25 protein-coding genes, 1 tRNA gene and 1 pseudogene are annotated in these 21,402 nt (G+C 70.9%); 10 read left to right on the forward strand and 17 right to left on the reverse strand.

Features of this window, described 5'->3' with window-relative positions; all coding sequences use genetic code 11:
* Positions 1 to 416: 416 nt before the first annotated feature.
* The 7 genes from ABT078_RS20240 to ABT078_RS20270 all read right to left on the reverse strand — a co-directional run bounded on the left by ABT078_RS20240 (position 417) and on the right by ABT078_RS20270 (position 6,290).
* Entirely contained in the window at positions 417 to 1,160 is a 744-nt protein-coding gene (locus ABT078_RS20240; protein ID WP_351229735.1) for an ABC transporter permease, read from the reverse strand.
* Between the two features lie 29 nt (positions 1,161 to 1,189).
* Positions 1,190 to 2,119 (reverse strand): ATP-binding cassette domain-containing protein, encoded by a 930-nt coding sequence (locus ABT078_RS20245; RefSeq protein WP_351229564.1) that lies wholly within the window; start codon positions 2,117 to 2,119, stop codon positions 1,190 to 1,192.
* 82 nt (positions 2,120 to 2,201) lie between these two features.
* Positions 2,202 to 2,843 (reverse strand): PadR family transcriptional regulator, encoded by a 642-nt coding sequence (locus ABT078_RS20250; RefSeq protein ID WP_351229566.1) that lies wholly within the window; start codon positions 2,841 to 2,843, stop codon positions 2,202 to 2,204.
* Between the two features lie 57 nt (positions 2,844 to 2,900).
* Positions 2,901 to 3,149 carry a hypothetical protein gene (locus ABT078_RS20255; RefSeq protein ID WP_351229568.1) on the reverse strand — a complete coding sequence of 83 codons (249 nt, stop codon included), beginning with the start codon at positions 3,147 to 3,149 and terminating at the stop codon, positions 2,901 to 2,903.
* 78 nt (positions 3,150 to 3,227) lie between these two features.
* Positions 3,228 to 3,779, reverse strand: a complete 552-nt coding sequence (locus ABT078_RS20260; protein ID WP_351229570.1) for a DinB family protein — start codon at positions 3,777 to 3,779, stop codon at positions 3,228 to 3,230.
* 107 nt (positions 3,780 to 3,886) lie between these two features.
* Positions 3,887 to 5,344 carry an aldehyde dehydrogenase family protein gene (locus tag ABT078_RS20265; RefSeq protein WP_351229572.1) on the reverse strand — a complete coding sequence of 486 codons (1,458 nt, stop codon included), beginning with the start codon at positions 5,342 to 5,344 and terminating at the stop codon, positions 3,887 to 3,889.
* Positions 5,345 to 5,408: 64 nt separating this feature from the next.
* Positions 5,409 to 6,290 carry a Sco1979 family transcriptional regulator gene (locus ABT078_RS20270; protein ID WP_351229574.1) on the reverse strand — a complete coding sequence of 294 codons (882 nt, stop codon included), beginning with the start codon at positions 6,288 to 6,290 and terminating at the stop codon, positions 5,409 to 5,411.
* A gap of 285 nt (positions 6,291 to 6,575) precedes the next feature.
* On the opposite strand from ABT078_RS20270, the gene ABT078_RS20275 reads away from it, so the two are divergent.
* Positions 6,576 to 7,097 (forward strand): ATP-binding protein, encoded by a 522-nt coding sequence (locus ABT078_RS20275; RefSeq protein ID WP_351229576.1) that lies wholly within the window; start codon positions 6,576 to 6,578, stop codon positions 7,095 to 7,097.
* 43 nt (positions 7,098 to 7,140) lie between these two features.
* On the opposite strand, the gene ABT078_RS20280 is transcribed toward ABT078_RS20275, so the two are convergent.
* The 5 genes from ABT078_RS20280 to rpsR all read right to left on the reverse strand — a co-directional run bounded on the left by ABT078_RS20280 (position 7,141) and on the right by rpsR (position 8,983).
* Positions 7,141 to 7,380 carry a DUF397 domain-containing protein gene (locus ABT078_RS20280; protein WP_351229578.1) on the reverse strand — a complete coding sequence of 80 codons (240 nt, stop codon included), beginning with the start codon at positions 7,378 to 7,380 and terminating at the stop codon, positions 7,141 to 7,143.
* 132 nt (positions 7,381 to 7,512) lie between these two features.
* Positions 7,513 to 7,971: an SRPBCC family protein gene (locus tag ABT078_RS20285; RefSeq protein WP_351229580.1), complete on the reverse strand. Its 459-nt coding sequence runs from the start codon at positions 7,969 to 7,971 to the stop codon at positions 7,513 to 7,515.
* Positions 7,968 to 8,309 carry an ArsR/SmtB family transcription factor gene (locus tag ABT078_RS20290; RefSeq protein WP_351229582.1) on the reverse strand — a complete coding sequence of 114 codons (342 nt, stop codon included), beginning with the start codon at positions 8,307 to 8,309 and terminating at the stop codon, positions 7,968 to 7,970. The genes ABT078_RS20285 and ABT078_RS20290 overlap by 4 nt, the downstream gene beginning before the upstream one ends.
* 6 nt (positions 8,310 to 8,315) lie before the next feature.
* A complete protein-coding gene (locus tag ABT078_RS20295) occupies positions 8,316 to 8,690 on the reverse strand; it encodes a VOC family protein (RefSeq protein WP_351229584.1) in 375 nt (124 codons plus the stop codon).
* A 107-nt stretch (positions 8,691 to 8,797) separates the two neighbouring features.
* Entirely contained in the window at positions 8,798 to 8,983 is a 186-nt protein-coding gene (gene rpsR, locus ABT078_RS20300) for a 30S ribosomal protein S18 (protein ID WP_351229737.1), read from the reverse strand.
* A gap of 25 nt (positions 8,984 to 9,008) precedes the next feature.
* On the opposite strand from rpsR, the pseudogene ABT078_RS20305 reads away from it, so the two are divergent.
* The 3 genes and pseudogenes from ABT078_RS20305 to ABT078_RS20315 all read left to right on the forward strand — a co-directional run.
* Positions 9,009 to 9,128: pseudogene (locus tag ABT078_RS20305) on the forward strand (large ribosomal subunit protein bL28); the annotation flags it as partial.
* Complete coding sequence (rpsN, locus tag ABT078_RS20310; RefSeq protein WP_351229587.1) at positions 9,128 to 9,433, forward strand: 30S ribosomal protein S14; 306 nt, start codon at positions 9,128 to 9,130, stop codon at positions 9,431 to 9,433. The pseudogene ABT078_RS20305 and the gene rpsN, both read left to right, overlap by 1 nt.
* A 48-nt stretch (positions 9,434 to 9,481) precedes the next feature.
* Entirely contained in the window at positions 9,482 to 9,994 is a 513-nt protein-coding gene (locus ABT078_RS20315; protein ID WP_351229589.1) for a hypothetical protein, read from the forward strand.
* A gap of 72 nt (positions 9,995 to 10,066) precedes the next feature.
* Here ABT078_RS20315 and ABT078_RS20320 read toward each other — a convergent pair whose 3' ends face one another.
* On the reverse strand, positions 10,067 to 11,221 hold the full coding sequence (locus tag ABT078_RS20320) for a DUF2786 domain-containing protein (RefSeq protein WP_351229739.1): 1,155 nt from the start codon (positions 11,219 to 11,221) through the stop codon (positions 10,067 to 10,069).
* Positions 11,222 to 11,445: 224 nt separating this feature from the next.
* Between ABT078_RS20320 and ABT078_RS20325 the strand changes: the two genes are divergently transcribed.
* From ABT078_RS20325 to ABT078_RS20350, 6 genes are all read left to right on the forward strand, one after another.
* Entirely contained in the window at positions 11,446 to 12,213 is a 768-nt protein-coding gene (locus ABT078_RS20325) for an ABC transporter ATP-binding protein (protein WP_351229591.1), read from the forward strand.
* Entirely contained in the window at positions 12,207 to 14,402 is a 2,196-nt protein-coding gene (locus ABT078_RS20330) for an ABC transporter permease (protein WP_351229593.1), read from the forward strand. Before ABT078_RS20325 ends, ABT078_RS20330 begins: the two co-directional genes overlap by 7 nt.
* Before the next feature lie 57 nt (positions 14,403 to 14,459).
* Positions 14,460 to 15,017, forward strand: coding sequence for a sugar O-acetyltransferase (locus tag ABT078_RS20335; protein WP_351229595.1), 558 nt, complete (start codon positions 14,460 to 14,462; stop codon positions 15,015 to 15,017).
* A 173-nt stretch (positions 15,018 to 15,190) separates the two neighbouring features.
* On the forward strand, positions 15,191 to 16,888 hold the full coding sequence (locus ABT078_RS20340; RefSeq protein WP_351229597.1) for a bifunctional 3'-5' exonuclease/DNA polymerase: 1,698 nt from the start codon (positions 15,191 to 15,193) through the stop codon (positions 16,886 to 16,888).
* Positions 16,889 to 16,899: 11 nt separating this feature from the next.
* Positions 16,900 to 17,133, forward strand: coding sequence for a hypothetical protein (locus tag ABT078_RS20345; protein ID WP_351229599.1), 234 nt, complete (start codon positions 16,900 to 16,902; stop codon positions 17,131 to 17,133).
* Positions 17,133 to 17,387 (forward strand): helix-turn-helix domain-containing protein, encoded by a 255-nt coding sequence (locus ABT078_RS20350; RefSeq protein ID WP_351229601.1) that lies wholly within the window; start codon positions 17,133 to 17,135, stop codon positions 17,385 to 17,387. The genes ABT078_RS20345 and ABT078_RS20350 overlap by 1 nt, the downstream gene beginning before the upstream one ends.
* 341 nt (positions 17,388 to 17,728) lie before the next feature.
* On the opposite strand, the gene ABT078_RS20355 is transcribed toward ABT078_RS20350, so the two are convergent.
* The 4 genes from ABT078_RS20355 to ABT078_RS20370 form a co-directional block, all read right to left on the reverse strand.
* On the reverse strand, positions 17,729 to 17,899 hold the full coding sequence (locus ABT078_RS20355; protein WP_351229603.1) for a hypothetical protein: 171 nt from the start codon (positions 17,897 to 17,899) through the stop codon (positions 17,729 to 17,731).
* A 130-nt stretch (positions 17,900 to 18,029) separates the two neighbouring features.
* Positions 18,030 to 18,103: transfer RNA gene (locus ABT078_RS20360), tRNA-Thr, on the reverse strand.
* 267 nt (positions 18,104 to 18,370) lie between these two features.
* Positions 18,371 to 19,930 carry an alpha/beta hydrolase gene (locus ABT078_RS20365; protein ID WP_351229605.1) on the reverse strand — a complete coding sequence of 520 codons (1,560 nt, stop codon included), beginning with the start codon at positions 19,928 to 19,930 and terminating at the stop codon, positions 18,371 to 18,373.
* Between the two features lie 118 nt (positions 19,931 to 20,048).
* The gene (locus tag ABT078_RS20370) at positions 20,049 to 21,254 is read right to left on the reverse strand and encodes a DNA polymerase III subunit delta' (RefSeq protein ID WP_351229607.1); all 1,206 of its coding nucleotides are present in this window, start codon (positions 21,252 to 21,254) and stop codon (positions 20,049 to 20,051) included.
* Between the last annotated feature and the right edge of the window lie 148 nt (positions 21,255 to 21,402).

Consider the following 21,402-nt stretch of genomic DNA (forward strand, 5'->3'; position numbering starts at 1 on the left):
GTGCGAAATGCGTGTGCCGTGCTAAACTTAACGGTAGTTGCAGTTGTGGTTCCCCAAACTTCAAGAGCGCGGGTCAGGCCCGCAGCAGGCTTCCGAGCGGCTCGGCGAGGACCTGGACGTTCGTACCCTGCCTTTTATGGCGGCCGGAGCGTGCACCGTGAGGCGCTTGTTGTTCGTGTGGAAGTGAATGACCACCACCATCGTCCGGTCGCAGCAGGGCGGTTGAAGCTGGGGGCGGCCTGATGGGAACTGCCGGGTCGGTAGGACTCGGTGCTGTAGCCGCCAGCAGGTGAGCACTCTGGTTGCCGGAAGCGGCCCCGACGAACCGGGGACGTGCCGTGGTGCCGGCACCGTCGGACGAGCGAGTCCGGCGAGCGAGACGGAAGGAGTCGCGGGGAACCGGCGTCCACGCCTCCTCAGTGGCTCAGCCGTACGAAGCGGCGCACTGCCAGCGGGAAGAACACCGCGACCAGCACCGACGGCCACGCCAGGGCCAGCATCTGCGCGTGCTCCGCCGCCCACGAGGCGCTGCCGGCCGGGATGCCGGACAGCTCCCGTACCGCCGTGGCCGTCGCCGACAGCGGGTTCCACTCGACCGTCGCGCCCAGCCAGCCCGGCATCGATTCGGGCGTCGCGAAGGCGTTGGAGAGAAAACCGACCGGCCAGACCAGGATCTGGACCGCCTGCACCAGTTGCGGCCTGCCCGCCACCATCGCCAGATGGATGCCGACCCACAGCATCGCGAAGCGCAGCAGGAGCAGCAGCCCCAACGCCCCCAGGAACGCCCCGAATCCGCCGTGCCAGCGCCAGCCGATCGCGTACCCGACCCCGATCATCACCACCAGGCCGAGCGCAGACTGGAGCACATCCGCGACGCTGCGGCCGACGAGCACCGCGGAGTCCGCCATCGGCAGTGACCGGAAGCGGTCGATGACCCCCTTGTTGAGGTCCTGGGTGACGGCCGTCATCGTCGCCTCGAGGCCGAAGGCCATGCTCAGCGCCAGCATGCCGGGCACCAAAAAGCCGATGTACGGCCCGTCGACGCCCCGTCCGCCGCCGATCAGATAGCCGAACATCAACAGCAGCATCACCGGGAAGAGCAGCCCGATGACGACCTCCACGGGCCGGCGCGCCCAGTGGGCGAGTTCGCGCCGGGTCATGGTCCACGAGTCGGTCAGTACGTATGTACTCACGCGGCCACCTCCTTCGTGAGGTGCAGGAAGACTTCGTCGAGCGTGGGGCGGCGCAGTGCGATGTCCTCCGCCTCGATCCCGGCCGCCTCCAGTGCGCGTACGGTCTCGGTCAGCGCGGCCATCCGGTCGCTCACCGGCGCGCTCAGCAGCCGCCGGTCCGCGTCCACGACCGGGTCGCCGGGCAGCAGCACGGCTGCGCGCTGCAGGTCCGCCGCATCCCGTACGACGACGTCGATCCGGTCGCCGCCGAGCTTCGCCTTGAGCTGGTCGGCCGTGCCGTCCGCGACGACCCGGCCCTGGTCGATCACGGAGATCCGGTCGGCCAGCTGGTCGGCCTCCTCCAGGTACTGCGTGGTCAGCAGGACGGTCGTACCGCCACCCACCAGCGAGCGCACCGACTCCCACACCTCCGCCCGGCCGCGCGGGTCGAGCCCCGTCGTGGGTTCGTCCAGGAACAGCACGTCGGGCTCGGTGATCAGCGACGCGGCCAGGTCGAGCCGGCGCCGCATGCCGCCGCTGTACTGCTGGACCGCCTTGCGGCCCGTGTCCGCGAGCCCGAACCGCTCCAGCAGCTCGTCGGCCCGCTCCCCGGCCCGCCGGGCGCCCAGGTGATGGAGCCGCCCGAACATCTCCAGGTTCTGCCGGCCGCCGAGCTCCTCGTCCACGGCGGCATGCTGCCCGAGCAGCCCGATACGGCGACGCACCGCGGCGGCGTCCGTCCGTACGTCGTGGCCCGCCACCCGCACCACGCCGGTGTCATGGCGCAGCAGGGTCGCCATGATCCTTACGGCCGTGGTCTTGCCCGCTCCGTTCGGCCCGAGCACCCCGTGGACCGTGCCTCGCCCGACAGCCAGGTCGAGACCGTCCAGGGCCCGTTTGCCGCCATACCGCTTGCCCACTCCCTCGACGACGATCGCGTCGGTCATCCGTCTCCCTCCAAGGGGATATTAGTCAAACTTGACTACTGGCGTTGAAGGTAGGCCATCAAGCACAACTGGTCAAACTTGATTAGGAGCGATCCCCCTCATGAGGGACGCCTGTCGCGTACGGGTTCTCCTGTCCCTCCGCGAGCACCCCGACGAAGGGCTCCCCCTCGCCCGCGAAGGTGTACGCCCCGCCCTCGATCCGCGCGATCAGACCGCGCGTCCAGGCCGCACCGGCATCCGCCGAGTGGACCCACAGGTTCATGATCTCGCCGATGTGGCCGAGCGACTCGGGGCCTTCCTCGGGGGTGTAGTACTCGGTGACCGACGCACGCCACTCCTCGATGCGGCGCACCCGCTCCTGAAGCAGCTCCACGGCCTCACGCCGCTCCAGGTCCACGATGAAGCCGATTCCCGCCGAGAGTACGTCCATCTTCTGGTCGTACGAGGTCAGGGACTCACGCAGCAGCGCGAAGTACTCCGCGGTGCCTTGCCCCGTGAGCTCGTACTCGGTACGCGGCGGACCGCCGGCCGTCGACGGCGCGATCTCGTGGGCGTGCAGCAGGCCCTGCTTCGCCATCTGCTTGAGCGCGTGGTAGATCGACCCGGGCTTGGCGTTGGACCACTCGTGCGCGCCCCAGTACTCGAGGTCGTTGCGGACCTGGTAGCCATGGGCCCGCCCGTGCTGCCGTACGGCTCCGAGGACCAGCAACCTGATCGCTGACATCCGCGTACCCTCCTATTCAACTTTGACTAGGGTACGCGCGGTACGGGGAGCCCTTGATCAGGGAAGCCACTTGTACTTGCCGCCGCCGACCCACCTCACGACCGAGGGGTCGTCGAGGTCGACGTGGGTCATCCCCGCCTGGTAGGCGAGCTTGATCACATCGAGCATGTCGCGGGCGGTTCCGGCCATGACCCCGTTGATCTCCACCAACCGGTAGGGCGGATCGGCCGGCACGACCGCGAGCACGACGATCGGGCTCCCTGCCGCCGCGTGGACGTCGTTGGCATCGTTGGCGTCGTTGGTCATGCCTCAAGCGTGTGGCAGCGGCGCGGCGGGCACACGTCGAGCGGAGCGGCGGCTCTTCCCCCGGGCGCGCGGACTCAGTCAGCCGCCCCACACCTCGCCCCGCTCCAGCGCGACCAGCTCGAACGCGTTCCGGCCGTCGAGGGACTCGCGGACGATGTCCGCGTGGCCCGCGTGCCGGCCGATCTCCTCGACCAGGTGCAGCATCAGCCACCGCATGGACACCCGGCCCTCCTCGGGGAACCAGGGCGCCTCCGGCAGCGGGAACGTGTCGTCGAGGCTCGGCACCGAGCGGATGAAGTCCTCGGTCTCCTTCGCCACGCTCTCCCAGAAGGCGAGCGTCCCCGGGATCGTCTCGTCGTCGACGAGACGGAAGCTGTCGCCCCAGGTCGCCTCGGTCCGCGCCCGCTCGTTCGGCCGCTGCTGCGCCAGCCGCAGCCAGTTCAGCTCGGTCTCGGCGACGTGTTTCAGCAACCCCGAGAGCGACAGCTCACTGGCGCTGGGGCGGCTCGCCGCCTGCTCCTCGGTCAGCCCGAGGACCGACCTGCGGACCGCGCCGCGCTGCGCCTCGACGAAGGCGAGCAGCGCGCCGCGCTCGTCGCCCTGGGCCTCCGCGGGAACGTGAGTGACCATGATGTCCGCCTTCCGGATGAAGTGCCGTCCTGACACCTCACACGCTACGAACCCTTGCGGTCAGCTTCTGTCCTCAAGCAGCAGCCGGGCGGGAAAACCCGGGAAACCTAGAACGGAAACCTCGTCCGGCCGTGCTGCACCGAGATCCACTTATGCGTGGTGAACGCCTCCACCGTCGCGTCCCCGCCGAGCCGCCCGAGCCCGGACATCTTCTCGCCGCCGAAGGGGATCAGCGGCTCGTCCTGGATCGTCGAGTCGTTGACGTGGAACATGCCGGTCTCGATGCGCTGTGCGAACCGCACACCGCGCTCCACGTCGCTCGTGTGCACCGCGCCGCTCAGTCCGTACGGGCTGTCGTTGGCGATCCGTACGGCCTCCTCCTCGGCGTCGAAGGACGCGAGCAGCGCCACCGGGCCGAAGATCTCCTGCCGCAGCAGCGGCGAGTCCTCCGGCAGGCCCGCCAGCACCGTCGGCTCGACGAGATTGCCCTGCGTACGCCCGCGGACGAGCGCCTTGGCCCCGTCCGCCACCGCCTGGTCCACCAGCCCGGACAGGGCCTCTGCCTGGAAGTTGTTGATGACGGGACCGATCTGGGTCTCGGGGTCCCGTGGGTCGCCGGTGCGCAGCGCCGCCACCTTCGCGGTGAACTTCTCGGTGAACTCCGCCTCCACGGACCGGTCCACAAGTATCCGGTTGGCGGCCATGCAGACCTGGCCCTGGTACACGAAGCGGCTGAAGACCGCGGCGTCCACGGCGTAGTCGACATCGGCGTCGTCGAGGACGACCAGCGCGCTGTTGCCGCTCAGTTCCAGGATCGACCGCTTGAAGTTGCTTCCCGCGACCGCTCCGACGTGGCGGCCCACGCGGTCCGAGCCGGCGAACGAGATCACCTTCGGGACCGGGTGCTCGATGAGCGCGTCACCGATCTCGGCGATGTCCGTGACGAGGACGTTGAGCAGACCGGGCGGCAGGCCCGCGTCCTCGAAGATCTTGGCGATCAGCCCGCCGCCGACCACCGGGGTGTTCTGGTTGGGCTTGATGACGACCGCGTTGCCGAGCGCCAGCGCGGGTGCGACCGACTTGAGGGTCACCAGGAGGGGGAAGTTGTACGGGCTGATCACGCCTATGACGCCGACGGGCAGCCGGTAGACGCGGTTCTCCTTGCCGTCCACCGGCGAGGGAAGTATCCGGCCCTCGGGGCGGACCGCCAGCTGTATCGCCTCGCGCAGGAACTCCTTGGCGAGATGGAGCTCGTACGCGGCCTTCAGGCGGGTGCCGCCGAGCTCCTCGATGATCGCCTCGACGATCTCGTCCTCGCGCTCGTCGACGATGCGCAGAGCGCGCTCGAAGACGAGCCTGCGAGTGTAGGGGTTCGTGCGGGCCCAGGAGCGCTGCGCCCGCTCCGCCGCGCGGTACGCCTGGTCGACCTCGGCGACCGTGGCCACGGTGATGGCGGCGAGCTTCTCACCGTTGTACGGATTGAAGTCGATGATGTCCCACGAACCACTGCCGGTCCGCCACTCGCCGTCGATGTACTGATGGGCCAGGTCGGTGAAGAAGGACATACGATCCCTTACTGCAGGCGCAAACGGTGCAGACCCCTGATGGCATGTCATCGTACTGTCGTTCTCAGCTCAGTTGGAGTAGACCACGGAGCAGGTCACGGCTCTCCGCGGGACCCGGTGAGTCGCTCTGCAGCCGCTCCATCACCCGCTCGTACAGGGCGACCTCTTCGCGCTTGTCGAGGTACAGCGCGCTGGTCAGTTGCTCCAGATACACGATGTCCGAGAGGTCCGACTCGGGGAAACTCAGCATCGTGAACGCCCCGGACTCACCCGCGTGGCCGCCGAAACTGAACGGCATCACCTGCAGCGTGATGTTCGGCTGCTCGGAGATCTCGATGAGATGCCTCAGCTGACCCTGCATCACCGGCCGGTCGCCGTACGGCCGGCGCAGCGCCGCCTCGTCCAGTACGGCATGGAAGCGCGGCGCCCGCTCGGACACGAGCACCTTCTGGCGCTCCAGTCGCAGCGCGACCCGGCGGTCGATCTCGGCACGCGGCGCGCCGGGCATGCCCCGGGAGACGACCGCGTGCGCGTACGCCTCGGTCTGCAGCAGGCCATGGACGAACTGGACTTCGTAGATCCGGATGAGCGAGGCGGCACCCTCGAGGCCGATGTACGTCTGGAACCAGCCGGGCAGCACATCGCCGTAGCTGTGCCACCAGCCGGCCACATTGGCCTCCCGGGCAAGGCCGAGCAGGGCGTCGCGCTCGGCCTCGTCGGTGACCCCGTAGAGCGTGAGGAGGTCCTCGACGTCCCTGGCCTTGAAGCTCACCCTTCCCAACTCCATACGGCTGATCTTGGATTCGGATGCGCGGATCGAGTAACCGGCCGCCTCACGGGTGATACCGCGGGACTCCCGGAGCCGCCTCAGCTGTGAGCCCAGCAGGATGCGCCGCACCACACTTCCGCTCGACTCCACTGCGGTCACGTCTCCAACCCTCCCCATCTCTTGCATGTCGCGGAGCACCCCCGAACCCCGAGCCCCGGATTCTGCCACCAAAACGCTTCACCCCGTACTCAAACGATTACGGAAATAGGAAGCCTATGGGAAGGGGGTGAAAGAAGCTCGAGGAAGAAAAGAGAGTGAACCGGCACGGGGCAGGACAGGACGGGCGCGTGCACGTGCATCTGCCCTTGCATCTGCCCACCTCATTCGGAACCATGGACCCCGCGCACCTGCGTACTCGTTCGTGTTGTAGCGCCACAGCCGCGATTCCCGGGAGTGCCTCGCATGGGGACGAATGGATCGACCATGCTCGAGCCGTTACGGCAGGGGCTTCCGCCTATCGATCCCGCGGCCGTCTCCAGCTCGGCATCCTGCGCCCTGCCCGCCCGTTACGAAGCCGTTCGTGGCGCCCGGAAGTTCACGAGCAGAACGCTGACCCAGTGGGAACTGGACGACCGCTTCGACGATGTCGCACTCGTCGTCTCCGAACTCGTCACCAACGCGCTGCGCCACGCCCTGCCGGCGGACACCCCGCGCGAGCGCGATCAGGAGCCTCCCGTGCGGCTGCACTTGATGCGCTGGACGGGGCGACTGGTGTGCGCGGTGCGTGATCCGAGCCAGGAGAGCCCGGTGGCGAGCGAGGCGGAGGACTCCGCCGAATGCGGCCGGGGGCTGTTTCTCGTCGATTCCTTCAGCGACAGCTGGGGATGGCATCCGCTGGCCGGGCCGCTGACGGGGAAAGTGGTGTGGGCGCTGTTCCGGCTGCCGGTCGAGCGAGCCGAACGACATGAACGACTGAACGACTGAACGACCGAGTACGGCTGACTCACCGCCCTTGGGGTCCGGGGAGTCAGCCGCCTGCCAGATGATCGAATTCCCCGTCCTTGACGCCGAGCAGCAGCGCCTCGATCTCGGCCGGCGTATACACCAGTGCGGGCCCGTCCGGGTAGCGCGAATTACGCACCGCAACGTTCCCGCCAGGCAGTTTCGCGAACTCCACGCATGAGCCCTGGGAGTTGCTGTGCCTGCTCTTCTGCCAGACGACCCCGTGAAGCTCTGTCGCCGCCATGCCGTTGTACACGTCGTGCACAGGACGCTCCCCGAGTTACAAGGTGCAGGTGTCAACTGTCTCGGATCATAGCTGTGTTTCACGTGCGGATGCGCGAGCAAATGCACGTGCACGCGGGGTGGTCCTTTGATTACAGTCCCGGCCGAACCGCGGTCACAGCCGGTCCAGCGTGGCCGCCAGCGCCCGCATCACATGCGAGCGCCAGCCGCCGCCCATGATCTTGTGGGCCATTCGCTGGGCGGGGTCGTCCGGATCGAATCCCTCGTGCACGAGAAAGAGACGCGTTCCGCGCCCTTCCGGCTCCAGCGTCCACGTAATTGTCCAGTTCACGCTGGAGCCGGGGTCGGCGTCGGCCCAGCGGACACGGAGCATCCGCTCCCGCTCGAAGGCCTTGACCTCGGCCTCGACGGTCCCCGAGAAGCCGGTGCCCGGGCGGGGCACGGAGGTCATCGTGTGGCGGTGCCCCACTTCCAGTCGGAAGTCGCCGGGCATCAGCCACTGGGCGATGAGCTCGGGCTCGGTCAGCGCACGCCACACCTTGGCGGGCGGATGGGCGAGGTACTGGTCGACCCGGACGGTGGTGAGGTCGTCGTCGTCACGTGCGGAACTCATGACTCATCGTCAGGCATACGGTCCAGCAGTTCGCCGAGGCCCGTGAGCCGCTCGCGCCAGAACCGCTCGTACGGATGGAGCCAGTCCTGTACGTCGGCGAGCGGAGCCGCTTCGAGGCGGTAGATACGCTGCCGGCCGGACCGCTCCTCGGACACGAGACCGGCCTCCCGCAGCACCTTGAGGTGCTCCGAGAGGCTCGGCCTGCGCATGTCGAAGTGGTCGGCGATGGCCTGGACGGGCTGGGGGCCGCCCTCGCGCAGCAGGCGGAGCACTTCGCGGCGGGTGGTGTTCGCGAGCGCGGCGAAGAGCCGGTCCTCGCGTTCACCGGTGGTGACCATGGGGACTTACATGCCTTCCTTCTCCGTCAGCAGCATCAGACCGTTGCCGTCGGGGTCGGTGAAGCCGGCCATCCGCCCCCAGGGGAGGTCGTCGGGCCCGTCCACCGCGACCCCGGCCGCGGCGAGTTTCGCACAGTCGGCCTCGACATCGCTCGTGACCAACATGATCCCCCGGGCGGATCCCGGCGTGAAGCCACCCATCCCGGGCCCGGAGAGCGTGAAGACGGTCTGCGCACCCTTGGGCGCCACCTGGAGCCAGCGACCTGGCGGCATCTGGACGTCGGCGGTGACCTCGAAACCGAGCACGTCGCGGTAGAAGGCGAGGGCACGGTCCTGGTCGGAGACGGGGAGGGTGACGAACGAGGCGTGGGTGATGTTCATGCGCACCACGATAGGTAGGGGTTTCCCTACACGTCAAGCGTAGGGAAACCCCTACCTATCGTGGCCCGTCCTCCGGGGCGACCGCCGGACCGCCCGAAGCACGAACGTCAGCGCGACGCGTACGGCAGCAGCGCCATCTCGCGCGCGTTCTTGATCACCCGGCCCAGCTGACGCCGCTGCCGGCCCGAGAGCCAGGTGACCCGGCGGCTGCGGATCTTGCCCCGGTCGGAGACGAACTTCCGCATCAGGTCCGTGTCCTTGTGGTCGATGTACGTGACACCCGCCTGGTCCAGGAGGTTCGGGCGGGACTTGACCGGCTTGCCGAGCGAGGGCCGTTACGTGCGGCTCACGCTCAGCACGAAGGCGATCAAGACGGTGGACCGCATCGGGATCGAGGCCGCGATCGCCCGGATCCGTGCCCGAGGGGTGAAGGTCTGATGGGGAAGAAGAGCAAGATCGCACGCAATGAGCGGCGCAAGGAGGTCGTGGAGCGGTACGCGGCGCGGCGTGCGGAGCTGAAGGAGATCATCCGCAGGCCCGGCACGCCCGAGGCGGAACGGGCCGCGGCCCGGGCCGAATTGCGACGTCAGCCGCGCGACGCGAGCGCGACACGGGTCCGCAACCGGGACAGCGTGGACGGCAGGCCCCGCGGATACGTGGGGAAGTTCGGCCTGTCGCGGGTGCGGCTGCGCCGGCAGGCACACGCGGGGTACCTGCCCGGAGTGACCAAGTCCTCCTGGTAGCGGACTGGTAGCTTGGCGCGGTCTTGAACGCGACGAGGAGACGGGACCGTGCACAAGCTCGTAGGTAGGGGAGTTGCCGCGGCGGGTCTCGCCGCGGCCCTGGTGCTGACCGGCTGCGGCAGCGCCGACGGCCCGGACAAGGACCGCGGCGACGCACCGGCGACTGCGACGCCGAGCGGGGCGACCGGCGGCGGCCCGGGCGGCGGCTCCGGTTCCGGAGATGCCGGGCCCACGGACCTCGAAGGCACCTGGGCCGGACTGAGCGACAGCAAGGTCATCGCTCTCTCGGTCAAGGACAGCCACGCCACGCTCGTCGCCGGTCAGCACGTCTGCAACGGCGGGGTCGAGGACGACGCAACGGTGACGCTGTCCCTGAAGTGCACGGACGGGGACACCGAACGGACCTCCGGGACGGTCGACTCCAACGACGGCACGACCCTGGTGGTGTCCTGGTCCACCGGCGCGAAGGACTCTCTGACGAAGACGGAACCGGGCAGTGCCCCGTCGGTCTTCCCGTCCGGCCTGCCCACCGAACTGCCGACGCCCCTCCCGCAGTCCTGACCGGCCCTCCACCACGCAGCCGCCCTCCGGGACCGCCGCTCGGATCCGCCGCGGTCCGGCGGCGGAACCGCCCTACGGACCGGGCAGTTCGCCGCGGCCGTCCCGAGGAGGCATGTGCGCCGTGTCGGCGGCCGTCCTGCCGTGCTGCCAGCCCGCCGCGTCGGTCGCACCACGGACCCGGGTCTTCACCGTCGCCGGGAAGAGGCGGTCCGTGTGGGCCGTGACCGCGACGTCGCGGGCGGCAAGGACCGGCAGGAGTTCACCGCGCACACCGGGTTCGCCTGCGCCGGCCTCGTCCGCCGCATGCGAAGCCGCCCTGGTGAGGCGGGTGCCGAGGCGGTCGGCGTAGGCCAGGAAGAAGGACTGGCGGAAGGTCTTGGTGCGTTTGCGGCCACCCGCGCGCTGCGCGGCTTCCGCACGGGTCAGCGCGGTCGTGCCCTGGACCAGCAGGGAGGTGTAGAGCAGCTCGACGGCTTCGAGGTCGGGCTCGAAGCCGACCACCGTGGAGAAGCCGAGGGCGCTGTTCCACACCGCGCGGCACCGGTTCGCAGAGGCGACGGCATCGAGGAGGATCGCCTTGGCCGTCTCGTACGGCGCGTCCACCCCGATACGGCAGGCGCCGGGCACGTCAGCGCGGTGGCCGCGCGCGGCGAGCAGCGCCTCGTCGATGCTGTGCCGCGCCATCAGCTCCTGCGCCTTCGCGGTGAGCGCCTCCGCCTCCTCCGGGAATCCGGTGGCCTCCGCCTTGGCCAGGAGCGCACGGATCCGGGTCAGCATGCGCGGCTCGTCCCCCGTCGCAGGCGCCAGATGGACGGGTGAGCCGGGCACCGGGCCCACCGGCTCGATCGTGGGCAGCCGTACGAGCAGCCGGTACAGCTCCAGCACCGCCGTCGCGTACGAGAACCGGTCACCGGCCCGGCTCTCGTAGGCGCTCGGCAGTTCGCTCAGCTGCGCGGCCCACCTCGGCGGCAGGTCCTTCCCGTAACGCCGCGTCTCGCTCGCGATCAGCCCGGCCGCAAGCCGCACGTGCATCTCGTCGAGGTCGCGCCGGACGACCCGTACGACGTCGGCGGGCTGCCAGCCCCGCTCCCAGGCCCGGCGGACGAACTCCTCGCCGCGCCGGGTCAGTTCCGCGTCGACGGCCGGGTCGGCCGCCAGCAGCGACGCGCCGGTGTCGAGCGCCTCGTCGTCGTCGGCGTACAGCGCACCGCCGAGCGCCCGCTCCACCACGTTCACGTCGACGGAGCCTACAGCGAGCGTGGCCTGCGGTTCCGGGAGCCAGGGGCGGGAGCGGTCGGAGCGGAATCCGGGGCGGGGCAGGACCGGGGACCGGGGCAAGGGCAAGGGCAACGGCAGGGGCAGGGCCTGGGGCGGGGGTAGAGCCAGGCATACCTCCAGGACGCCCGCCAGTGGTCGTGATCGTGCGGCTTCGCGACGGAAGCCTGGACGTCATGACAACGACCGCAACAGCCGCCGTGCGGCTCACCGGCCTGCGCCGCGTGCACCGTGACGTCGTCGCCCTCGACGGTGTCGACCTCGACATCCCCTCCGGCACCTTCACCGCCGTGATGGGCCCCTCCGGCTCCGGCAAGTCGACGCTGCTGCAGTGCGCGGCCGGGCTCGACCGGCCGACCTCCGGGACCGTCCAGGTGGGCGGGACCACGCTCACCGGGCTGAGCGAGCGCCGGCTGACGCTGCTGCGGCGGGACCGGATCGGGTTCGTCTTCCAGGCCTTCAACCTCATCCCGTCGCTGACCGCCGCGCAGAACGTCGCCCTGCCGCTGCGGCTCGCGGGCCGCCGCCCGTCCCGTGCACAGGTGCGCGAGGCGCTCTCGGCCGTCGGCCTCGCCGACCGCGCCCGGCACAGGCCCTCCGAACTGTCCGGCGGCCAGCAGCAGCGCATCGCGCTCGCGCGGGCACTGATCACACGGCCCGCGGTGCTCTTCGGGGACGAGCCGACCGGCGCGCTCGACACCACCACCGGGCGGGCAGTACTGGTGATGCTTCGGGAGCTGGTGGACCGGGAGGGCTGGACCCTGGTCATGGTCACCCACGACCCGGTCGCGGCGTCGTACGCGGACCGGGTCGTGTTCCTGGTCGACGGGCGTGTGGTGGGCGAGCTGACGTCGCCTTCGGCGGGGCAGGTCGCGGCGGCGATGACCCATCTGGAGGGCTGCGGCGACAACGGCGCCGCCGTGACCGGAGGTGCGCTGTGCTGACCGTCGCCTTCGCCGCCCTGCGCACACGCTGGGCCACGCTCCTCGGGAGCTCTGTCGCACTCGCGCTGGGGGTCGGGCTGCTCGCCGCCATGGGGCTCGGACTGGCGTCGACGTTCGACGCGCCGGTCAGGCCACCGGAGCGGTTCGCGGAGGCTCCCGTCGTCGTCATGGGCCGGGACACGCTGACCGTGGAGGTCGAGCGCGGGCCCGGCACCGCCGAGATGTCAACGAAGCTCGCTCATCCACAGCCTGTGGATATCGAACTTCTGCGCGCCCTGCAGGCGCTCGGTCCCGTCGCCACGGACGACCACCCGAACGCCGTCGGAGTGACCGCCGACCCCGCCGCCGTACGACGCGTCGTCAGCGACCGTGCCCAGGTCCTGACCGGCGACGACCGCCGTCGTGCGGATCCGGACCCCGAGCGGGACGCAGAGGCGCTGATGACCGTGAACTCCCTCCTCGGAACCGCCGGCGGCGTCACGGCCTTCGTCTCCGTCTTCGTCGTCGCGTCGACCTTCGCCTTCGCGGTCGCGCTGCGCCGGCGCGAGTTCGGGCTGCTGCGCACGGCGGGCGCGACACCCGGCCAGCTGCGTCGGCTGCTGCTCACCGAGGCCGCGGCCGTCGGAGTGGTCGCCTCGGCGGCCGGGTGCGCGCTGGGCGCGTGGGGGGCGCCGCGGCTCGCCCGACTGCTGGCCGACGGCGGGATCGCGCCGGAGTGGTTCGCGATCGCCGACCACACCTGGCCGTACCACGCCGCGTTCTGGACGGGCCTGACGGTGGCGTTCGCCGGGGTGTGGGCGGCCTCGCGCCGGGCCGGCCGGACCGGCCCGGCGGAGGCGCTGCGCGAGGCCGACGCCGACAGCGGTGCGATGCCGTTCGGGCGTCTGCTGCTGGGCGGCGCACTGCTGCTGACCGGTGCAGGCCTGCTCTGCTGGACTCTCGCGACCGACCCGGCCGATCTGCTCAAGCGCAAGACGTACACGACACAGCCGATGGTCCTGATCTCGGCCGTGGCCGCCCTGTCCCCGCTGCTCGTACGGCCGTTGGCCCGGCTCCTGCGCCTGCCCGGGGCCACCGGGCTGCTGGTCGGCGCCAACGCGGCGGCCGCATTGCGCCGTACCGCCGCCGTCGCGGCACCCGTACTGGTGACGGTGGCGCTGGCGGGCTCGCTGATGGGGTCGGCGGCGACCGTGACGGCCGCGAAAGGTGCGGAGGCGCGCGAGCAGACGTCCGCCGATCTCGTGGTCACCGGGGAGGCGCTGAGGCATCCGGGGCGGATGCCGGGGACGGTCGTCTCGGGCTCGGCGACGACCGCCGTCTTCGTACGGGAGGACCGCACCGCCCTGATCAGGTCCGAGGCCCGTGCGGTCACCGACCCGGCGGCTCTGGCGACCGTCGCGCGGCTGCCGGTCGTCGCGGGAGACCTGCGGGACCTGGACGACCGGTCCATCGTCGTCAACGAGGAGTGGGCCGAGCACCGGGTCGGCGAGAACGTCGACGTCCGGCTCGGCGACGGGCGGCCGGCCTCGCTGCGGATCGCGGCGGTCCTGGCGGCCGGGACCGGCAACAACGGTGCGTACGTCACCGCCGCGAACGCGCCGGCGGCCCGCCTCGACCGTATCGACGTACGGCTGGCGGCCGGTGCGCACCGGGCCGCTGTCGCCACGGCGCTGCGTGCCACCGGCGGAGAGGTGCGCACGGCGGACGCGTGGGCAGCGGCAACCCACCCCCGTACGAGCCCCCGAACCCGCCTCGGACTGGTCGTGGTGCTGGGCATCGCGCTCGTGTACACGGCGATCGCGCTCGCCAACACCCTGCTCATGGCGGGCTCGGTACGGTCCGCCGAACTCCGCTCGCTGACGCTCGCCGGTGCGACACGCGGCCAGGTCGTACGGGTCGTCGCGGGCGAGTCCCTGCTGGCCGTGGCGATCGGCGTGCTGCTCGGCGGAGCCGTGACCGCGGTGAACCTGACGGGACTGGCCGCGGCGCTGGCCACCCTGTCGGCCCCGGTCACGGTGGACGTCCCGTGGGCGGTCCTCGGGGCATCGGCCGGGGCGTGCGCGCTGATCGCGGTGGTGGCGGGGGTCGGCGGGGTGTCTCCCGCGCTCGGTCGGACAGGCCGACGGCGGTGGTTGTACGCGAGGGTCGCCGTCACGAGGAACGGCGGCCGGGCGGCCGACGGCGAGTGACGGGACGTCAGGAACGTGTCCTCGTCACGGCGCGGCACGGCACGTACGGTGGCTGTCGTGGGCGACAACAAACAGCGCATGCTGGCCGGTGACTGGTATCTGCCCGACGACCCCGAGCTCGCCGCCGACTCGGAGCGACGCTTCGTCCTCTGCGCGGCGTACAACGCCAACGGCGGCGCCGCGCCCGCCGACCGGGCCACGATCCTGGCCGAACTCCTCGGCTCGGTCGGCGCGGACGTCCGCATCCGGCCGCCGTTCCAGTGCGACTTCGGCCGCTACATCCGGATCGGCGAGGGCACGTTCATCAACTTCGGCGCGGTCTTCCTGGACACCGCGCCCATCACGATCGGCGCGCACGTCCAGATCGGACCGAATGTCCAACTGCTCACCCCCAGCCATGAAATGGACGCGCAGCGGCGGATGGAGGGCTGGGAGAAGGGTGAGCCGATCACCATCGGCGACAACGTGTGGCTGGGCGGCGGTGTCATCGTCTGCCCAGGGGTGACCATCGGCGAGAACACCGTGGTCGGGGCGGGGGCCGTGGTCACCAAGGATCTGCCGGCGGGGGTACTGGCGGTGGGAAATCCGGCCCGGGTGGTGAGGACGCTGCCGTGAGGGCAACCGGGCCACCGGAACGGAACCGGTGCATTCCCGGCCTGTCCGGCGCTTGAGGGAGGACCAGGTCGTGCGGCTCCACCAGGTGGGGACCGCAGCCGGAGGTCCCGCCGCCCCACACACGGGGCGGACCAGGGCGGGCATTGTCAGTGGCCGGTGCCAGACTCGCACCCATGACCGAGCGCTGGGCCCTGGCCCCGGCCGAGGGTGACGGGGCACTGCTCGTCCCCCTCGGCCCGGACGGGCTGCCCGTGGGCGAGGTCCGGAGGGAGCCGGATCTCGTCGAGGCGGTGCGGGCGCGGCCCGAGGTGACAAGGGCCGGCCGGTGGGTGTGGCGTTCCACCGCCGAGGTCTACCCGCGTCTGCTCGCCGCCGGGGTCCAGGTCGAGCGCTGCTACGACATGGAGGACGCCGAGTCGCTCCTGCTCGCACACGAGGGCCGCCTCGGCGAGCCCCGGTCCGCTGCGGCCGCATGGGCCCGGCTGCGCAACGCGCCCGTACCGCCCGATCCCCCGCAGCGCGCCGCCGAACCGGGATCGCAGTCCTCACTCTTCGAGCCCCAGCCGGTGACCGTCCCCTTCGAGGGACTGCTGAAGGTCTACGCAGAGCAGCAGCGACGACACCGGGCCACCGAGCACCCCGGCCGGATGCGGCTGCTGACTGCGGCCGAGTCGGCGGGCCTGCTGGTGGCCGCCGAGATGAACCGGGCGGGCCTGCCCTGGCGGGCGGACGTGCACCGGGAGGTGCTGCACGAGCTGCTGGGCGAGCGGTACGCGGGCGGGGGTGAGCCGCGCCGCCTGGCCGAGCTGGCGGAGGAGGTGTCCGCGGCATTCGGGCGCCGGGTGCGGCCCGATCTGCCCGCCGACGTGGTGAAGGCCTTCGCGCAGGCCGGAATCAAGGTGAGGTCCACCCGGCGCTGGGAGCTGGAGGAGATCGACCACCCGGCCGTGGAGCCCCTGATCGCGTACAAGAAGCTGTACCGGATCTGGACGGCCCATGGCTGGTCCTGGCTTCAGGACTGGGTCAGGGAGGGGCGCTTCAGGCCCGAGTATCTGCCCGGCGGCACGGTCTCCGGGCGGTGGACCACCAATGGAGGCGGGGCTCTCCAGATCCCCAAGGTGATCCGGCGGGCGGTCGTCGCCGACGCCGGCTGGCGGCTCGTCGTCGCTGACGCCGACCAGATGGAGCCGCGCGTCCTCGCCGCGATCTCCCGCGACCCGGGCCTGATGGAGGTCGCGGGCCACGCGGACGATCTGTACACCCGGCTGTCCGACCGGGCGTTCTCGGGCGACCGCGCCCACGCCAAGCTCGCCCTGCTCGGCGCGATCTACGGCCAGACCAGCGGCGACGGCCTCAAGAACCTCGCGGCGCTGCGCCGCCGCTTCCCGCTCGCCGTGGCGTACGTCGACGACGCGGCCCGCGCGGGCGAGGAGGGCCGCCTCGTCCGCACCTGGCTGGGCCGCACAAGCCCTCCGGCAGCCGGCGCGGGCGAGGACGACGAAGCGGGCATCCCCCAGGGGGGCGGTGCGGACGAGGACTCCGTACAGGGTGAGTTCGTCCCCGGATACGCGTCGACGAACGCACGGGCCCGCGGCCGTTTCACCCGTAACTTCGTGGTGCAGGGCAGCGCGGCGGACTGGGCGCTGCTGATGCTCGCCGCGCTCCGCAGGGAGACGGCCGGCATGCGGGCGGAGCTGGTCTTCTTCCAGCACGACGAGGTGATCGTGCACTGCCCGGCGGAGGAGGCGGCGGCGGTCGCCGAAGCGATCCACGCGGCCGGTGATCTGGCCGGGCGGATCGCGTTCGGGGAGACTCCGGTGCGGTTTCCGTTCACGACGGCGGTGGTGGAGCGGTACTCCGACGCCAAGTGACGGAGGTGTGCGTGCTCGGTTGGTGGCTGCTCGTCGGGAGCCTGGTCGTCGAGGTCGCCGAGGCCAACGCCAGAGCAGCTCTGCTGGCGGCACTGTCCAAGAACGCGGACTTCTCGGCCGGGACCTGGCTGAGCATGTGGACACCCCCGTACCTGGCCGTGCTGACCGGTCTCGGCCTGCTGACCTTCGCACGGATCACCCGCGCAGGCACGTCCATGCGCGAGGAACTTGAAGGGGTCGTCTGATGGCCGCCGCCGACGACCACGAGGGCCATGACATCGAGGTGCACCTCGACAAGCTCCTCAGCGAGCGCGGCATGACCCTCATCGAACTCGCCGGCCGCGTCGGCGTGACCAACGTCAACCTGTCCGTGCTCAAGAACGGACGCGCCAAGGCGATCCGGTTCACCACCCTCACCCGGATCTGCGAAGTCCTGCAGTGTCAGCCGGGAGACCTGCTCAGCTACCGCCCCGGATCGTCCTCCGGAAACCCTCGGTAGTCCTGACCCGCACGACCAACTCGACACGTTCCCCCTGAAAAGGAGACCCACATGTTCAGCATCATGGATACCGGTACGAACATCGCGATCGCGGCCGTCCTGGCCGTCCTGATCACCGCGGTGATCGGCGTGGGCCGGTGGCTCACCCGCCGATGAGACCCCTTCCGTGGGCGTACGCAGTTCGGGCGTACGCCGACATGGTTGACACAGGCAGTTCGGCGACCACAACCTCCCAAGGCTACGGACGCCTGCCCATGTGGCCGGGACGGCACCCCGGGATCCGAACGAAGGCCGTGGGCGCGGACGCCGCATCGCCTAGTACTCCAGTGCGGTTTCGTGATCTATCCGGTGGGTTCGTCGCTGGATCGTCGTCGGTAGTGGCTGCCGCGGGCTGTTGCCTGGGCGTGTCTGCGCCAGTTGAACCAGTGCAGCAGCCTGGCCATGGAGATGACCGGTTGGCTGAAGACGACAGCATCGGCATCCCAGCGGGCGTAGCGCAGCAGGCGCTTCATCGGTCCCGGCCAGGGCCCCACTGAGACCAGAACTGAGACCGCCGACACCCGCGCGGCCCGCTCCCGTCGCCGCATCCGCTGAACGACAAAACCCCAGGTCGGAGAAGCTTCCGACCTGGGGTTTCAGGTGAGCCGCCTTCGGGATTCGAACCCGAGACCTACGCATTACGAGTGCGTTGCTCTGGCCATCTGAGCTAAGGCGGCAAGCTGCGGATATACCCCTTCCCGCAGGAGGAGGCTCGCATCAGCAGCGGCGCTAAGTCTACAGGGTTAATCCGGGTGCCCCTGACCAGCCCGGCGATCACCCGTGCGCCCCGCCGGAGGAGGGCGGGGCGCGATGCGGAGGGGGGCGCCGGGCAGGGGCCGCCGGAGCCACAGGGCCAGGCGGTCACGTTCGCCGGTCACAAGTCAGCGGTCATTGGTCACCGGTCGTTGGTCACCGGTCGTTGGTCATTGGCCATTGGTCATTGGTCATGTGCAGCGCTTGTTCGCCCGCGGTGGCGTGCCCTCCAGGAGGTAGGTGTTGATCGCCGTGTCGACGCAGTCGCTGCCGCGGCCGTATGCGGTGTGGCCGTCGCCCTCGTACGTGAGCAGCGTCCCGGAGGACAGCTGGTCCGCCAGGGACTGCGCCCACTTGTACGGGGTGGCCGGGTCTCGGGTCGTGCCGACGACCAGGATCGGGGCGGCTCCCTTCGCCTCGATGCGGTGCGGGGAACCGGTTGCCGGGGCGGGCCAGTAGGCACAGTTCAGGGAGGCCCAGGCGAAGCCCCTGCCGAAGACCGGGGACGCCTTCTCGAAGTCGGCGACGGCCGCGTCGACCTCGTTGGGGGTCGTGAAGGCGGGCGGCGCGTCGAGGCAGTTCACGGCCGCGTTGGCGTACATCAGGTTCGTGTACGTCCCGTCGGGCTCCCGCTCGTAGTACGAGTCGGACAGCGCCAGCAGCCCGGACCCGTCGCCGGCCATCGCCTGGGTCAGGGCTTCGCGAAGCTGCGGCCAGGCGCCCGCGTCGTACATCGCGGCGATCACCCCCGTCGTGGCCAGCGACTCGGTGAGGGGGCGGCTCTCGCCGGTCGGGATCGGCTGTGCGTCCGTCTTCGCGAAGAAGTCCTTCAGTCGAGTCGCCGCGTCCTCGGGGGAGGTGGTGCCGAGCGGGCAGAGCGCGCGCTGCACACAGTCGTCCGCGAAGGACTTGAAGGCGGTCTCGAAGCCCGCCGTCTGATCGCGGTTCACCTGGCGGGCCGGGAGCGAGGGATCCATCGCCCCGTCCAGAACGAGCCGACCGACGCGGTCGGGGTAGAGCTCGGCGTACGTCGCGCCCAGGAACGTGCCGTACGAAGCCCCGACGTACGACAGCTTCTCGTCGCCCAGCACGCCCCGCAGGATGTCCATGTCGCGGGCCGCGTCGACGGTGGAGACATGCGGCAGGACCGTGGCGGAGCGGCTCTTGCAGCCCGCCGCGAAGCCCTTGAACGCCGTGCTCAGCTTGGCGACCTCGGGCTTGTCGTCAGGGGTCTGGTCGGTCTGGGTGTAGCTGTCCATGTCCTTGTCGTCGAGGCACTCGACGGGCTCGCTGCGGGCGACGCCGCGCGGATCGATGGCCACCATGTCGTACCGTGCCCGGACCGGGGCGGGGTAGCCCACGCCCGCGTACCCCTGGAGATAGCTGACGGCCGAACCGCCCGGCCCTCCGGGGTTGACCAGGAGCGACCCGATGCGCTTACCCGGCCCCGTCGCCTTGACCCGGGCGACTGCCAGGTCGACCGACCGGCCGTCCGGCTTCGCGTAGTCCAGCGGGGCCCTGAGCGTGGCGCATTGGAAGCCGGGCACACCGCAGTCCCGCCAGCTCAGCCGCTGTGCGTAGTACGTCTTCAGCTCCTCGGTCGACACCGCGCCCGGTGGGGACGCGACCGAGGACCCGGACGGCGCGGACGCCTCCGAGAATGAACTGCCACTGCTGCAACCCGAGATGAGCATCCCGACGGCGGCGGCGCACACGAGGGCGGAGGTCCGGAGGCGTTGCCTGGTGTCCATTCTGGGAGCCTAGCCGCCGAGCGCGGTTTCGTGCCCCTTAGCACCCGTATGGGCGCTTCCGGAATTCGTGTCCGCCCCGGTTTCGGTCCCGGTCCCTGGCCCGGTCTCGGTCCCGGGGTCAGCCGGCGCGGAGCGCCATCGTCATCGCCTCCACCGCCAGCAGCGGTGCCACGTTCGCGTCCAGGGCCTCGCGGCAGGCCAGCACCGCCTGTATCCGCCGCAGGGTCCGCTCCGGGCCGGAGCTCAGGGCGACCCGGTCGAGCGCGTCGCGCACGTCCTCGTTCGCCAGGGCGACCCCGGAGCCCATCTGCAGCGCCAGCACATCACGGTAGAACCCGGTCAGGTCGGTGAGCGCGAGGTCCAGGCTGTCCCGCTGGGTGCGGGTCTTACGGCGCTTCTGACGGTCCTCGAGCTCCTTCATCACCCCGGCCGTACCGCGGGGCATCCGGCCGCCCGCCGACGCGCCCAGCGCGGCCTTGAGATCCTCGGTCTCCTTGACGTCGATCTCTTCCGACACCTCCCTGGCGTCCTCCGCGGCGGCGTCGACGAGCTCCTGCGCGGCCTTGAGACACCCACCGATGTCCTCCACCCGAAGCGGGACCTTGAGGACGGCGGCACGGCGGGCGCGGGCCCGCTCGTCCGTGGCCAGCCTGCGGGCCCGGCCGATATGGCCCTGGGTGGCGCGCGCGGCGGCCGTCGCCGCCTCGGGCTCGATGCCGTCCCGTCGCATCAGGACGTCCGCGACGGACGCGACGGACGGGGTGCGGAGGGTGAGGTGGCGGCAGCGGGAGCGGATCGTCGGGAGCACGTCCTCCAGGGACGGCGCGCACAGGAGCCAGACCGTGCGCGGGGCGGGCTCCTCGACGGCCTTCAGCAGCACATTGCCCGCGCCCTCGGTGAGACGGTCGGCGTCCTCCAGGACGATGACCTGCCAACGGCCGACCGCCGGGGACAGCTGAGCGCGACGGACCAGGTCGCGGGTCTCCTTCACACCGATCGAGAGCAGGTCGGTGCGGACCACCTCGACGTCCGCGTGCGTGCCGACCAGGCTGGTGTGGCAGCCGTCGCAGAATCCGCAGCCCGGGGCGCCGCCCAGGGCCCGGTCCGGGCTCGTGCACTGCAGGGCGGCGGCGAACGCCCGCGCGGCGGTGGAACGTCCCGAGCCGGGCGGGCCCGTGAACAGCCAGGCGTGCGTCATCTTGGACGCCTCGGGCGGCCGCTCGCCCGCCGACACCGCCGTGACCAGCACGTCGGCGTCCCGGGCAGCGGCGGCGAGCTGCTCCTGGACACGCTCCTGCCCGACCAGGTCGTCCCACACGGCCATGCAGCCGTCACCGCCTTCCGACGTCGTCGTACGAGGTGTTGCCCCGGGTTCCCATTGTGGGGCAGTGGTCCGACAGCGCCCGTCCCCTGTGGACAACTCCGGAGCAGCCTCGGTGCACGCGGCTGACGCGCCGGTCGCGCCGGCGCGG

The organism is Streptomyces sp. NPDC002133 (genome assembly GCF_040296405.1).
Taxonomy (GTDB): Bacteria; Actinomycetota; Actinomycetes; order Streptomycetales; family Streptomycetaceae; genus Streptomyces.